This window comes from Bacillus cereus group sp. BfR-BA-01310 (assembly GCF_022664325.1).
GTDB lineage: Bacteria > Bacillota > Bacilli > Bacillales > Bacillaceae_G > Bacillus_A > Bacillus_A paramycoides.
The window spans coordinates 43,275-56,778 of the sequence record NZ_JAKUHD010000003.1 but is presented as its reverse complement, the minus strand read 5'-3'; the positions used below and the strand labels follow the sequence as shown (position 1 = coordinate 56,778).

The window sequence follows — 13,504 nt, the reverse complement described above, 5'->3', positions numbered from 1 at the left end:
ATACCGAGTTTTTTTACTACCACTTCACACTTTATAGGCATTTCACATAGACTACAACTAAATGCCTATATTTTGCGGGGGGATAAATATGAATACACAATTACAAGAAGAAATAGAAGAAGCTAGAGAAACATACATCGGCCGACTATTTACATTCGGCGGCTCAGTATTATTTTTAATTGGATCATTTATCGCGGTTGTCACAGCTTATAAAGCATATAATCGTTTATTAAATACACCTACAACATAATAAAAAGACGGAGATTTCTCCGTCTTTTTATTATGCAAACATTTTAAATACGCCTATCGCATTTAAAAATACGATAATTACAGTTACTGGAATTATATAACGTAATAAGAAAAACCAAATATTAAACAATGTTTTCCCTTTCGTTTCCGTAACTTCTAATTCTTTCATTAATAACTCTTTACTCATTTTATTTGGTACGAATAGCGAAATGGCTAGTACCCCTAACGGCAGCAGTACATTACTTACCGAAAAATCAACGAAATCAAAGAATGTCTTCCCAAATATTTTCACATCACTCATAACTCCAAACGATAATGCCGATGGAATTCCAACTGCAAAAATAAGAATACCAATTAATAACGATGCTGACGGACGCTTCTTCTCATTATCTTTCGCAACAGATGCTACTACAATTTCAAGCATTGAAATCGCAGATGTTAAAGTCGCAAAGAAGAATAACACTAAAAACATAATAAAGAAAAATTGTCCAAATGGTATTTTTGCAAATACAGCAGGAAGGACGATAAATAGCAGCCCTGGTCCCTCGGTCGGCTTAACCCCTAATGCGAAAATCGCTGGGAAAATTGCTAACCCTGCAAGTACTGTAATAAAAATAGTTAAACTTACAATAGATGTTGCTGACTTAGCTAAGTGCTCTTCTTTCTTTAAATACGAGCTATACGTTACCATTACGGAGGCACCTACCGTTAATGAGAAGAAAGATTGTCCCATCGCATATAAAATCGTATCTGCTGTAAGCTTTGAAAAATCTGGTTTTAAGAAGAACTCTACCCCAGCAAAAGCACCATCGAGTGTTAACGCACGAACAATGATAGCAATAAATAAAATAAATAATAGCGGCATCATGTACTTACTTGCTTTTTCTATGCCTTTTTCCACACCTTTACTAACAACAAAAATGGTACAAAGCATAAAGATGAATTGCGCTCCAATAGCACTTACTGGATTTGAAATTGTTTCACCAAACAATTGCCCATAATCTACTACTCCGTTCCAGAAGCTACCTGTGACACTATAGTATAAATAAAGTAAAATCCATCCACCTACAACACTATAGAAAGATAGTACGCTAAAACAAGTAACAACTCCCATACGACCAATCCAAGGATATAACTTGCTATTTGGTACTAATAGTTTATAAGCTGTAACCGCCTCTTTTTGGGTACTACGCCCGATAACAAACTCGGCTAGAAGAAGAGGCATACCTATAAATAAAGTTAATAGTAAAAATACAAGGAAGAATGCGCCTCCCCCGCCATTACCTGCAACATACGGGAATTTCCATATTGCCCCAAGACCTACTGCGGCTCCGGCTGCTGCGAGTACAAAGCCTATTTTCGACGTCCATTGCTGTGTTTCTTTCATCATAAATTCTCCTTTTCTGAATATTTAAACTTTTATTAATTATACACTTTCATTTCATACTCGCACACCTCCTTTAGAAAATAAAAAAGTCCCCTACACGCAAATATGCATGTAGAGGACGATATATGTAATGTAAATACCGTGGTACCACCTCAATTGGATTGATAAATCCCACTTGTTCAAGTACAGGAAAATTCCGATACTCTATCCTTTTAACGGCGGAACCCGGGTTGCCTACTGCAATGTTCAGCATACCTCTCGCAAGCCCATTCTGTATATTTTATCGTACCGGGCTCACACCTTACCCCAGCTCTCTGAACGCATCAAATATACGTACTCTTCTTGCTCATCGATTTCATCTATTGAAGTTACTTGTGATTATAAATTATATTCTTATAGTTGTAAAGTACAATTTACTCATTATCCTATATGAACTTTTCTCTCTAATTCTTGTAAAAACAATTCTCTTTTTTGTTCATTTTGAACATATACCGCCTTTAATACTTCTTGTAATAATATATTTCTCTGTCGCTTCTCTACTTGTAATTCTTTCACTCTTATTCTTACTTCATATAAAAAATCAAGATACGTTTCATACGTCTCATCATATTTATTTGCGATATCGTCACGAATTTTTTTCGCAAGTTTCGGGCTTGCTCCGCCTGTAGAAACAGCTACATTAAGTAGCCCACGATGAAACGCTGCTGGAAAATGAACATTTCCACTTTCCGGATTTGTAATAACATTTACCAATTGATTCACTGCAGCATCTTTAGCAATTTGTTCATTTAGTACCGAATCGCTAGTCGCCGCGACTACTAAAAAAGCATCTTTAATATCACTTTTTTCATATTCCCTTTGATACCAACGAATTTGCTTTTCTTCTACAAATTTTACTAAATTCGTATCTAATTCTGTACTTACCACAACGATATCCGCACCTTGTTTTAGTAAAGGAATAATTTTAAATCCTGCTACTTTTCCCCCGCCAATGACAACAACACGTTTCTTATCAACTCGCACTGTAAGTGGATACATATTGATCTCCCTTCAATATTTCCTCTGTTTTCTGAATTAACATATCTCGAAACGCTACATTCTTCCCTAAATATGGAATTGTTTTTATCTCTTCCGACTCATATTGACGCACTTCTTTCTCAATATGTTTCATGAGCAAGCCTGTAAATAATAAGTAAGGTAACACAACAATGTTCCGTTCTTTTTGTTCTACAATTTCTTTCAACTTCTCATCAAACTTTGGCTCCGCGGCTGCTAAATAACAAACTTCCACCTTTATAATGTTCTTTTCTTTTTGAAATAAAGAAGAAATCCACTTTATATCTTGTAAAGTTTGAGGATCACTACTTCCTCGTGCAACGAGCAAAAGTGTTATTTCTTCTTTAATACCCATTCCGTTATACACCGCCTTTACAAGCACTTCTGATACACCAAATGGATTACCATACACTATTTTGATATTCGGATATTGCTCGTTTAACTTTCGTAATTCAAGCGGAATATCTTCCTTCACATGTCCTGCCGCTAATAAAAAAACAGGGATCGCGACAATCTCTGTAGCACCACGCTTCACACATGTACGAAATCCTTCATCAATAGATGGACTCGCTAGCTCTAAAAAACAAACTTCTTGAATATTTGCCTCTACACGGCTCATACATGACGTAATAAATTGAATTGCCTCTTCTTTTGCCGCTTTCAAACGGCTTCCGTGACATATATATAAGACGGCTTTCATATCACAACACTCCGCTTACTTGATATGCATTTTCCGCTTGCTTCTCAAACCAATGTATCTTTTCTCTAAAACGGACAACTTCTCCAATAACAATCATACTTGGATTTTGAATTTGTTCTTTTTTAGCAACTTCTACTATCGTTCCTAACGTCCCTGTAACCGTACGTTGCATAGATGTCGTCCCCCACTCAATAATAGCAGCAGGTGTACTCTTTTCTTTTCCGTACTTTATAAGTTGTTCACATATGTAGGGTAAATTACTAACCCCCATATAGACAGCTAATGTATCTACACCTTTCGCTAAGTTCTCCCATTTCATTTCTTCCTCAGCACCTTCTTTTCTATGTCCCGTCACAACGGCAAAACTTGCACTTGCATCGCGATGCGTCACTGGAATGCCAGCATAAGCAGGAGCAGCTATGCCTGCTGAAATACCGGGAATAATTTCAAATGAGATACCTTGCTTTGCCAATGCTTCAGCTTCTTCTCCACCTCTTCCAAATACAAATGGATCCCCGCCCTTTAGTCTCGTTACAACTTTTCCTTTTTTCGCATATTTAACAAGAAATGTGTTAATCGTTTCTTGCTTCATCGTGTGATAATTTGGGAGTTTCCCGCAATAAATTAAATCCGCTTCAGGCTTTGCATAAGAAAGCAATTCTTTATTTACAAGACGGTCGTACAATATAACATCAGCCTTCTCGATGCATCTCAACCCTTTAACAGTAATTAAATCCGGATCACCAGGACCCGCTCCCACGATATAAACCTTCCCCATCATCTCTCCTCATTTCTATTATTAAAGTGAAACTTCCATCCTTATATACGAATGGAAGTTACTACTATTTCGTATTACAATGTTCCCTACTCATGAATAACAAACGCCGCTCCTTTTCGAATCTTCTTTTTTTCATATAAGGAGATTTCTTTCACTTCTGGTAGCGGTAAAAAATACTTTTCCAGCTCTATTTCCGCAAGCTTAAACGCTTGCTCTTCACTTTGAGCAACAACGACTATAGGAACAACACTATTCACTAATACAGCTTCAAATCGATATAAATCCATTTTGTCCCTCCTAAGACGCTATTACTTCTTCTAATACGCGATTTAGTACAATTTGTAATTCTGCCACTCCAACACGCCCTACGAAATCATAAAACGTTTCAGCTAGTAATTTATTCTTTTGGAAATAACGTAAAAAGGACACGAGAACATCCGGTAAATCTTCACCATCTATTTTCCCTTTTAATTTTTCGTTATATGCTCCTCCATCCAATAGCGTTCCGCCCACATATATTTCAAATGCCTCAACGATTCCCTTTTCCTTTGTTTTCAGTTTTACTCCTTGCAAACCAATATCAGCAATTTGACGTTGACCACAGGAGTTCGGGCATCCTACCATATGAATTCGAACTGGAACATCAAGTGCAATTTGTGTATCTAAGTATTCTGCGATTTTGCGTAATCTTTCTTTCGTTTCTACTAATGCAAGATTACAATACTCAATACCAGTGCATGAAACCGCATGGCCGATAAACGATTTTGGGTTTGCAGAAATTGCTTCAAACAACGGTTCACTTAATAATCCTTCAACATTTTCTGGCGGAACATTCGGAATAATGAAGTTTTGTGAGTTACAAGTACGAATTTGTCCATTTCCATATTGCTTTGCAATTCTTGCAATCTCAAACATCTCTTCTGCATGTAAACGCCCTACCGGCACATTAAAACCGACATATTTTAATCCTTCTTGTTTTTGATCTTGTACGCCATAAAAATATCCGGCATTCCATCCTTTGAGCGCACTTTCTCCTTTACTTTGCAAGGGTCCTGTGTATCCTACTAGTTTCTCTTTAAATTTCTCAGCTCCCCAGTCAGCAACAAGAAATTTCAAACGTGCTAAGTGGCGTTTTTCACGATATCCAAAATCACGGAATATAGTAGCAATTGCAATCGATACTGCCTTCACTTCTTCTGGTAAAACGAATACATCTAATTCTTCCGCTAAGTAAGGGCGCGCAGATAATCCTCCACCTACTTTTATATGAAAACCAACTTTTTTCTCACCATCTATTTCTTTCGTAGCAGGTGTAAATGCCACACAGTTAATTTCAGCATTTGCTGAATTATAAATGTTAGAACTAATAGACATTTTAAATTTACGAGGTAGATTAGAAAACTCTTCATTATGTTGGAAGTATTCATATATCTCTTTAACAATCAACGTTGTATCAAATAGTTCGTTCGCATCAATTCCAGCAAGTGGATTCCCTGTAATATTACGTGTAATATCACCGCACGCCCCCGCTGAAGATAACCCTACTCTCGCTAATCTTTTAAAAATATCCGGAATTTGCTGAATTTCTAGCCAATGAAACTGAATCGCCTGTCTCGTCGTAATATCTAACACATCACGCCCATAGTCTTCAGCGATTGAAGCAAGTGCTTCTGCCTGTGCATTTGTAATAATCCCAGAAGGAATATTAACACGCATCATAAAATAGCCAGCTTCTTTCGGTCGTTGCAAATACAATCCGGCCCATTTAAAGGAGTCCCACTCTTCTTTCGGAATAGATTCAAATCCATTTTCCGCATAGTAAGGAATATCATTAAAGATTTCCAAACCATCTTTTTTCAATTTGTTTTTCTCAGTCTGATTTAATTTTTCATTATTAGCCCATACTTTTTCATAACTCATTTTAAATCCCCCTATATGAAACTACGCTCTTGTAAGTACTTCACAATTTGTTCTGCACATTCTTCAATAGAATTCTTGTGCGTTTCTACGATTAATTCTGCTTGTTCCGGTTCCTCATAAGGTGAATCAATACCAGTAAACTGCTTAATATCACCTTGTCTCGCTTTTTTATAAAGCCCTTTCGGATCACGTTTCTCACATTCTTCAATCGGACACTTTACAAAGACTTCAATAAATTCGTCTGCTGCCAAAAGGTCTCTAACTTGTTTACGGTCTACTCGAAATGGTGAAATGAAAGCTGTAAGGACAACAGTACCTTGATCTACAAATAACTTCGCCACTTCACCAATGCGTCTTATATTTTCCATACGATCACTTTCAGAAAATCCTAAATCCTTATTTAAACCGTGACGAATGTTATCCCCATCTAACACATAATTTCCAATATTCTTTTCAAATAGTTTACGAGCAACCGCATTGGCTACTGTAGATTTACCCGAAGCTGATAAACCAGTAAACCAAACTACAAAACTGTGATGCCCATTCTTCACTCTTCTCTCATCTTTTGAAACCGAAGCTGTATGCCAAGTAATATTCGTATCCATCTCGTTCTCTCCCTATTCTGTTACTACTTCTTTTTTCAAACCTTTAATTAGCACTTCCACTACTTCTTTACGACTAAATGTACTTGGCGGAATCTCACCATTTCTTAACATTTCTCTTACTTTCGTACCTGATAAAATGACGTGGTCTTCTTTTCCGTGCGGACATGTTTTCGTTGAAGCCATCGCTTCACATTTGATGCAATAAAAACTATGTTCAAAAAATAACGGCGTAATCCCTAACTCTTCTACTGTAAAATTCTTAAAGATGTCCTGCGCTTCATACGTTCCGTAATAATCTCCTACTCCTGCATGATCACGCCCGACAATAAAGTGAGTACAGCCAAAATTCTTTCTTACTAATGCATGAAATATCGCTTCACGTGGACCTGCATATCGCATCGCTGCAGGAAATACCCCTAAGAAAACACGATCTTTTGGATAATAATTCTGTAGTAATACTTCATAACTTTCCATCCTCACATCAGCAGGAATATCATCTGATTTCGTTTCACCAACGAGCGGGTTTAAAAAGAGACCATCGACAATTTCAAGTGCAGATTTTTGAATATATTCATGCGCACGATGTACAGGATTGCGTGTTTGGAACCCAACTACCGTTTTCCATCCGCGCTTTTTAAATTCCGCTCTTGTTTCGATTGGATCTAAATGATAAGAAGCAAACTGATCATTTTCAGAGCGTTGTATTAAAATAATAGCGCCTCCAACGTAAACGTTCGGCCGATCATACAATTTTTTCACCCCTGGATGAGCCTCATCCGTCGTTTTATATACGAGTAACGCCTCTTTTTCTTTATCAGGTACAAAAATATCTTCTATTTGAATAACACCATATACAGCTCCATCTTTAACAAGCTTTACTTCTTCTCCAACTTTCAATCTTTCTGCTTCTTCTTCCGTTACTGGTAATGCAATCGGTATACTCCAAACACTACCGTTTACTAAACGAAGCGTTTCTACAACTGAGTCATAATCTCTCTTCCCTAAAAATCCCGTAAGAGGGCTATATCCTCCTGTCGCCAGAAGTTCTAAATCACTAAGTGCAATTTTGTCTAGCTCGATTTCTTTTACAATGTTCGATATGTCATATGTTTCATCAATACGGTTTACTACTTCATTTGTTGTACTCATCTTTTTATATCCCCTCTTAGCTTTATTTCAAAATCTATCTTATTGAAAATGAAGTCCGCATTCTGTCTTCATTTTCCCAGCCCATCTTCCATCTCTTGAGTCGCCACCATCTCCTACAGGCAATGTACATTTCTCACACCCAATACTCGGATAGCCAACATCATGTAGCGGATTATATGGCAAACTATGTTTGTATACATATCGCCAAACTTCTTTCCAAGTCCAATGAATGAGCGGACAAACTTTAATAGATTGAAAACGACGATCTTGATTTATAAACTGTGTATGCTTACGCGTTTCTGATTGTTCTCTTCTCAAGCCTGATATCCACGCTTTTTCGGCTGCTAATGATTTTTCTAACGGTAAAATTTTTCTAATATTACAACAAAGATTCGGATTACTTTCCCATAATTTCTCTCCATGAAGCTTCGCCTGTTCTTCAAGTGTAAACTCAGGCTGTTTTTCTATAATATTTAATGAAGGAAATCTCTCGCGTACCTTTTTAATTAATTCGTACGTTTCTTGAAAATGAACATTTGTATCTAAAAATACAACTTTAGCAGATGGACTTACTTGGTTTATAAGATGCAATAAAACCATTCCCTCCACCCCAAAGCTACATGCATATACAATTTCATCTTTATACTCTCTATAAGCCCAGCTTAATACCGATAACGCACCCTTCGTTTCATCTTCTTCAGAAAATGAAACACTATTTTCTTCCCACGTTTCGTACGTCAACATGTTTTTTCCCCCTGTAACAGTAAAAAGACGGTTTTAATCTAATAAAATAGATTAAAACCGCCTCTAGTTTTTCTAGTCAGCGCTTTTTACTTTAATCGGACCTTTTCACTTTTTTCCAATTGAATCACTTTTCCATCTTGCACAACAATTGTGATTGAACCATATTTCATATCCGCAAGCATCGTTTGAATTTTTTCGGACACTTCATCAAAATGTTCCCGTACTCCCACGCAAACAGCCCCCTTTTTATTCATAAAAAAAATCTTTCCCATTTCGAAAAGACTGTTCGGTAATATATTTTACCTTATCTTTCAAAATGGATTCCATTTTGCTGGATTTAGCACCTTGCTTTCTATAAGCAGGTTGCCGAGCTTCGTAGGGCCAGTTCCCTCCGCTTCTCTTGATAAGCTTTGTATTTGTATTTTATCACAATTCTGATTTTTTTCAATCCTAGTTTTCCGATATATTTTAATTATTTTGTTTTTTAAAAAAGGAATTGCCCACCCTGAGCAACTCCTTTTTCACATTTAAACAAGCTCTTTAATACGTATGCGATCGTTCCCAATAATATTTTCATATGTTTCACGTTCTACAACAATTTGTGACGTCCCGCCTTTTGCAAAGACTACAGCTGGTCTACGAATACGATTATAATTATTAGCCATCGAGTAACCATACGCACCCGTACAAGAAATTGCTAGTAAATCAGAAGAGGCAACTTTCGGGAGATTAATATCCCAAATAAGCATATCTCCACTTTCACAGCATTTCCCAGCAATCGAAACGAGTTCCTCATTTTCATCATTCCCTCGATTCGCCAACATCGCCTCATAACGAGCTCCATATAGCGCCGGTCTTAAATTATCCGTCATCCCACCATCGACTGAAACATATTTCCGAATACCAGGAATCTCTTTCACCGCTCCGACTGTATAAATTGTTGTTCCGGCATCACCTACGATACTACGGCCTGGTTCAATCCATATTTCCGGAAGCGGATATTCACATAATGTAAACTGCTCTCTTACCGTACTTGTTACAGCGTGCACATACGTTTCAAGTGTTAACGGTGTGTCAGACTCCGTATAACGTATACCGAAACCTCCGCCCACATTCAATACTTTCACTACATAGTTTGTTCGCTCTCTCACTTCTTCTAAAAATTGACGTAGTACTTCAATTGCTCGAACAAAACCAGCCGTTTCAAATATTTGTGATCCAATGTGCGAGTGAATTCCTAATACATTATAATTTGATTTTTGCAAGGCAAGCTCAATTGCCTGCATCGCTTGACCATTTGAAACACCAAATCCAAATTTCGAATCATCTTGCCCTGTTGTTATATATTCGTGTGTATGTGCCTCTACTCCAGGCGTTACACGGATTAATATGTTCACAAATTTCCCATGTTGAATTGCTAAGTCATGTAAGATTTCTAATTCTAAGAAATTATCTACTACAAAACAACCGATATTTGCCTGAAGAGCCATAATAATTTCTTCTTCTGTTTTATTATTTCCATGAAAATGAATACGAGATGCCGGAAAACCCGCTTGGAGCGCAGTATATAATTCCCCTCCAGAAACAACATCTAAAGACATATTCTCTTCACGAGCTACTCGGCACATCTCCATGCACAAGAACGCCTTGCTTGCATATGCTACTTGATAAGAGAAACCACTTCCTTTAAAAGCACGATGAAACGCACGACATTTCTCTCTAATAAACTCTTCATCGTATACATAAAGTGGTGTTCCGTATTGTTTTGCTAGCTGCGTCGTATCGCACCCTCCAATTTCTAAGTGTCCTTGCCCATTGATTCGGCTTGTGCCGTGTAAATACATTTGAATTCCTCCCTTATTTCCTCTAAAACTCATAACCCCAATCTTCTATTCATTGCAGCACGCTTTTAGATAGACAAAAAACGCGCGGAACAATGTTCACACGCGTTTCTTATTAGGAAAAATATATATTGAAAAAATAAACGAGTTGTTATCTTCTCAAATAAGAAACCGCATCAACATCTCCAAATAGCTCTCCATAAAATAAATCTTATGACAGTACTACATTTATTCAATGCAGTCCCAATATATGAATAACGTGGTCATTCTTATATTTCGGCAATAGTCCCTTTCAACCTATGATCACAGATTCCACTAAATCTCCCATAGCTTACTCTTTCCTATCGCGGCCTCTACCTTTGAGAGTAGATGAGGTAAGTCTATTTAATTTTCAAACATCTAATGTTGCTATTAACAATACCAAAGGAACATTTTATTTGTCAAACAATTTTTCAAATTGTTTTTTTACAGTTTAATTTGGTGTCATTTGGTAAACGTTTTACTACAACCTTTGTTACTTCCCATTCGCCTTCCTCATTATTAAACGTAATTGTTACTTTTTCAAATGGCGGAGCAATTTTCCCACCAACTCGTTCATATTTCGTTACTTCGATAACTGCTTGAAATAAATATGTACCACTATACATTTTTTTTAAACTAATAATTCTCGGACACTCATATGGTTTCAAGCCCCCATACTGTTTTTCAATCGCTCTATTTATTTTTGGAAATAAAACAGAATAAAGCGCATCTTCCATGAGCGGCGCATCATATTGTGCTACTGATACATTCGGTGAAGCAAAAAACATAAAACTACTGCATACTATAACGTATAATAAATTTCGCATTATAACCTCCGCATCATTACGCAATACTTTCTATGTTTAGCAAATGATAATAATCATACATAGAAATTCCATTTTATTGTCTCCCACTTCCCTTTTTCTACTCAATTGTTGCAAAAAAAGCCCACAATCCTCTTTTATTTTCGTATAATGATACTCATAGTATAATAATCATAATAATAAAGGACTGTTCGTATATATAAAGTGAGGATAACTTCAATTAACTTCACAAGAACTGTCATGCTTTCAGGAGAGGAGTATATTATGCTACAACATCTGTTTCCAAAATTACGATTTGCACTCGTTGCAGTCGTTTTATTATGGATTAAAACATATATTGTGTACAAGCTAGCATTTGATATTAAAATTGATAACTTCTTTGAAGAATTTATGCTTTTTATTAATCCACTAGCTTCATTACTTTTATTTTTCGGTTTAGCTTTACTTGCATCTAAGTACCGAAATCGAATTATTATTGGTATTAGTTTTATACTGTCATTTATTTTATTTGGAAATGCAATGTTTTACGGGTTCTATAACGATTTTGTTACATTCCCTGTTTTATTCCAAACAAATAATATGGCTGACTTAGGAACGAGCATTAAAGAGCTCTTTACGTACAAAACATTACTTTTATTTGCAGATGCAATTATTTTAATGTTTATTTCACGTAAATTCCCATCATTTTGTGATACAACGCCACTTTCTCGTTCTGAGAAGCGAACTTTCTTTAGTGGTGTAACAGCGCTATTAGCACTGCAAATTGTTGTTTCAGTTATTTATAAACCACAAATGTTCTCACGCTCATTTGATCGTCAAACTGTCGTGAAAAATTTAGGTTTATACACATATCATCTATTTGATATTACACTTCAATCCAAATCTTCGGCTGAACGTGTATTTGCAAGCGGAGATGGATTTTCAGAAATTAAAAACTACGTAGACGCAAAAGATAAGCAAGTTGATAAAAACTTATTCGGAGCTGCAAAAGGTAAAAATGTAATTTTAATTTCAATGGAATCTACACAAAGTTTTGTTATTAATAAAAAAATAAATGGGAAAGAGATTACTCCATTTTTAAATCAGTTTATAAAAGATAGTTTTTACTTCGATAACTTCTATCATCAAACGGGACAAGGTAAAACTTCTGATGCTGAATTTATCGTGGAAAACTCCCTTTATCCATTAGACCGTGGCTCTGTATTCTTTACTCATGCTAACAATGAATATACCGCGACACCAGAGCAATTAAAAAAATACGGTTATTATTCTGCGGTGTTCCATTCAAACGATAAAACATTTTGGAATCGTGATGTAATGTATCCTGCACTTGGATATGATCGTTATTTTAATTTAAATGATTACGTAGGCACTGAACAAATGTCTGTCGGTTGGGGATTAAAAGATAAAGAGTTCTTTGAACAATCTATTCCAAAGTTAAAATCTTTACCGCAACCGTTCTATACAAAATTTATTACTTTAACAAATCATTTTCCATTTATTCTAAGTCCAGAAGATAAATATGTTGATGAGTTTAATTCGGAAAGCGGTGTTCTAAACCGCTATTTCCCAACGGTCCGCTACACGGATGAAGCTCTTAAATTATTCATTAATCAATTGAAAGAAGAAGGGTTATACGATAATTCCGTTATTGTCATTTATGGTGATCATTATGGTATTTCTGAAAACCATAATGCAGCTATGGCTCAATTCCTTGGGAAAGACGCTATTACACCGTTTGATTCTATGCAATTACAACGCGTCCCTCTCATCATTCATGTACCTGGTCAAGAAGGAAAAGTCATTTCTAAAGTATCAGGACAAATTGATATTAAACCAACGCTTCTTCATTTACTTGGTATTAAAACAAATCAATCAATTGAATTTGGAACTGACTTATTTATAAAAGAAAAGGATCCACTTATGGTAATGCGCGATGGTAGCTTTGTAACAGAAGATTATGTTTATACAAAAAATATATGCTACAAAAGAAGCTCAGGTGAAGAGGCTGACATAGCACTATGCCAGCCATATATCGAAAAAGCCAAAACAGAATTAAAATTCTCCGACAAACTGATTTATGGAGATTTATTACGATTTGATCCTAACAATCGATATAAAACTGGAACGATGACAACAAAATTCGAATAAGGTGAGAAGCAACTTTATGAAAAGTTGCTTCTTTTTTTCTTACGCTTCAAATCTTTCACAAATTGGGAATTTCTTTCGT

General features: G+C 36.1%; 14 protein-coding genes, 2 riboswitches and 1 other annotated feature. Of the genes, 2 read left to right on the top strand and 12 right to left on the bottom strand.

The window, feature by feature from the left end:
- The first annotated feature begins 88 nt into the window (after positions 1 to 88).
- On the top strand, positions 89 to 250 hold the full coding sequence (locus tag MR109_RS08315; protein ID WP_165615200.1) for a hypothetical protein: 162 nt from the start codon (positions 89 to 91) through the stop codon (positions 248 to 250).
- Positions 251 to 280: 30 nt separating this feature from the next.
- Here MR109_RS08315 and MR109_RS08310 read toward each other — a convergent pair whose 3' ends face one another.
- From MR109_RS08310 to MR109_RS08255, 12 genes are all read right to left on the bottom strand, one after another.
- Positions 281 to 1,636, bottom strand: coding sequence for a sodium-dependent transporter (locus tag MR109_RS08310; RefSeq protein ID WP_002171081.1), 1,356 nt, complete (start codon positions 1,634 to 1,636; stop codon positions 281 to 283).
- 111 nt (positions 1,637 to 1,747) lie between these two features.
- Positions 1,748 to 1,995 (bottom strand) — a binding site (T-box leader).
- 61 nt (positions 1,996 to 2,056) lie between these two features.
- The gene (locus MR109_RS08305) at positions 2,057 to 2,674 is read right to left on the bottom strand and encodes an NAD(P)-binding protein (protein WP_002171080.1); all 618 of its coding nucleotides are present in this window, start codon (positions 2,672 to 2,674) and stop codon (positions 2,057 to 2,059) included.
- The gene (locus MR109_RS08300) at positions 2,649 to 3,392 is read right to left on the bottom strand and encodes a sirohydrochlorin chelatase (RefSeq protein WP_242271730.1); all 744 of its coding nucleotides are present in this window, start codon (positions 3,390 to 3,392) and stop codon (positions 2,649 to 2,651) included. Before MR109_RS08300 ends, MR109_RS08305 begins: the two co-directional genes overlap by 26 nt.
- A 1-nt stretch (position 3,393) precedes the next feature.
- Entirely contained in the window at positions 3,394 to 4,170 is a 777-nt protein-coding gene (cobA, locus tag MR109_RS08295; protein ID WP_242271728.1) for a uroporphyrinogen-III C-methyltransferase, read from the bottom strand.
- Positions 4,171 to 4,256: 86 nt separating this feature from the next.
- On the bottom strand, positions 4,257 to 4,457 hold the full coding sequence (locus MR109_RS08290; protein WP_002064460.1) for a DUF3906 family protein: 201 nt from the start codon (positions 4,455 to 4,457) through the stop codon (positions 4,257 to 4,259).
- 10 nt (positions 4,458 to 4,467) lie between these two features.
- Positions 4,468 to 6,090: a nitrite/sulfite reductase gene (locus MR109_RS08285; RefSeq protein WP_242271727.1), complete on the bottom strand. Its 1,623-nt coding sequence runs from the start codon at positions 6,088 to 6,090 to the stop codon at positions 4,468 to 4,470.
- Between the two features lie 11 nt (positions 6,091 to 6,101).
- The gene (cysC, locus tag MR109_RS08280) at positions 6,102 to 6,695 is read right to left on the bottom strand and encodes an adenylyl-sulfate kinase (RefSeq protein WP_242271726.1); all 594 of its coding nucleotides are present in this window, start codon (positions 6,693 to 6,695) and stop codon (positions 6,102 to 6,104) included.
- 12 nt (positions 6,696 to 6,707) lie between these two features.
- Positions 6,708 to 7,844, bottom strand: coding sequence for a sulfate adenylyltransferase (gene sat, locus MR109_RS08275; RefSeq protein ID WP_098789159.1), 1,137 nt, complete (start codon positions 7,842 to 7,844; stop codon positions 6,708 to 6,710).
- A gap of 39 nt (positions 7,845 to 7,883) precedes the next feature.
- On the bottom strand, positions 7,884 to 8,588 hold the full coding sequence (locus MR109_RS08270) for a phosphoadenylyl-sulfate reductase (protein WP_242271725.1): 705 nt from the start codon (positions 8,586 to 8,588) through the stop codon (positions 7,884 to 7,886).
- Positions 8,589 to 8,674: 86 nt separating this feature from the next.
- The gene (locus MR109_RS08265) at positions 8,675 to 8,818 is read right to left on the bottom strand and encodes a YezD family protein (RefSeq protein ID WP_002171072.1); all 144 of its coding nucleotides are present in this window, start codon (positions 8,816 to 8,818) and stop codon (positions 8,675 to 8,677) included.
- Positions 8,819 to 8,889: 71 nt separating this feature from the next.
- Positions 8,890 to 8,998: riboswitch (SAM riboswitch) on the bottom strand.
- A gap of 117 nt (positions 8,999 to 9,115) precedes the next feature.
- A complete protein-coding gene (lysA, locus tag MR109_RS08260) occupies positions 9,116 to 10,432 on the bottom strand; it encodes a diaminopimelate decarboxylase (protein ID WP_098304325.1) in 1,317 nt (438 codons plus the stop codon).
- Between the two features lie 179 nt (positions 10,433 to 10,611).
- A riboswitch (Lysine riboswitch) is annotated at positions 10,612 to 10,793 on the bottom strand.
- A gap of 88 nt (positions 10,794 to 10,881) precedes the next feature.
- A complete protein-coding gene (locus tag MR109_RS08255) occupies positions 10,882 to 11,277 on the bottom strand; it encodes a DUF3888 domain-containing protein (RefSeq protein WP_048370530.1) in 396 nt (131 codons plus the stop codon).
- Positions 11,278 to 11,538: 261 nt separating this feature from the next.
- On the opposite strand from MR109_RS08255, the gene MR109_RS08250 reads away from it, so the two are divergent.
- Entirely contained in the window at positions 11,539 to 13,425 is a 1,887-nt protein-coding gene (locus MR109_RS08250) for an LTA synthase family protein (RefSeq protein ID WP_098472937.1), read from the top strand.
- The last annotated feature ends 79 nt before the right edge of the window (positions 13,426 to 13,504 follow it).

What these genes read in the sequence shown, in the direction of transcription:
- MR109_RS08315 (WP_165615200.1), top strand. Translation starts at nt 89, where the DNA reads ATGAATACACAATTACAAGAAGAAATAGAAGAAGCTAGAGAAACATAC.
- MR109_RS08310 (WP_002171081.1), bottom strand. Translation starts at nt 1,636, where the DNA reads ATGAAAGAAACACAGCAATGGACGTCGAAAATAGGCTTTGTACTCGCA.
- MR109_RS08305 (WP_002171080.1), bottom strand. Translation starts at nt 2,674, where the DNA reads ATGTATCCACTTACAGTGCGAGTTGATAAGAAACGTGTTGTTGTCATT.
- MR109_RS08300 (WP_242271730.1), bottom strand. Translation starts at nt 3,392, where the DNA reads ATGAAAGCCGTCTTATATATATGTCACGGAAGCCGTTTGAAAGCGGCA.
- cobA (WP_242271728.1), bottom strand. Translation starts at nt 4,170, where the DNA reads ATGGGGAAGGTTTATATCGTGGGAGCGGGTCCTGGTGATCCGGATTTA.
- MR109_RS08290 (WP_002064460.1), bottom strand. Translation starts at nt 4,457, where the DNA reads ATGGATTTATATCGATTTGAAGCTGTATTAGTGAATAGTGTTGTTCCT.
- MR109_RS08285 (WP_242271727.1), bottom strand. Translation starts at nt 6,090, where the DNA reads ATGAGTTATGAAAAAGTATGGGCTAATAATGAAAAATTAAATCAGACT.
- cysC (WP_242271726.1), bottom strand. Translation starts at nt 6,695, where the DNA reads ATGGATACGAATATTACTTGGCATACAGCTTCGGTTTCAAAAGATGAG.
- sat (WP_098789159.1), bottom strand. Translation starts at nt 7,844, where the DNA reads ATGAGTACAACAAATGAAGTAGTAAACCGTATTGATGAAACATATGAC.
- MR109_RS08270 (WP_242271725.1), bottom strand. Translation starts at nt 8,588, where the DNA reads ATGTTGACGTACGAAACGTGGGAAGAAAATAGTGTTTCATTTTCTGAA.
- lysA (WP_098304325.1), bottom strand. Translation starts at nt 10,432, where the DNA reads ATGTATTTACACGGCACAAGCCGAATCAATGGGCAAGGACACTTAGAA.
- MR109_RS08255 (WP_048370530.1), bottom strand. Translation starts at nt 11,277, where the DNA reads ATGCGAAATTTATTATACGTTATAGTATGCAGTAGTTTTATGTTTTTT.
- MR109_RS08250 (WP_098472937.1), top strand. Translation starts at nt 11,539, where the DNA reads ATGCTACAACATCTGTTTCCAAAATTACGATTTGCACTCGTTGCAGTC.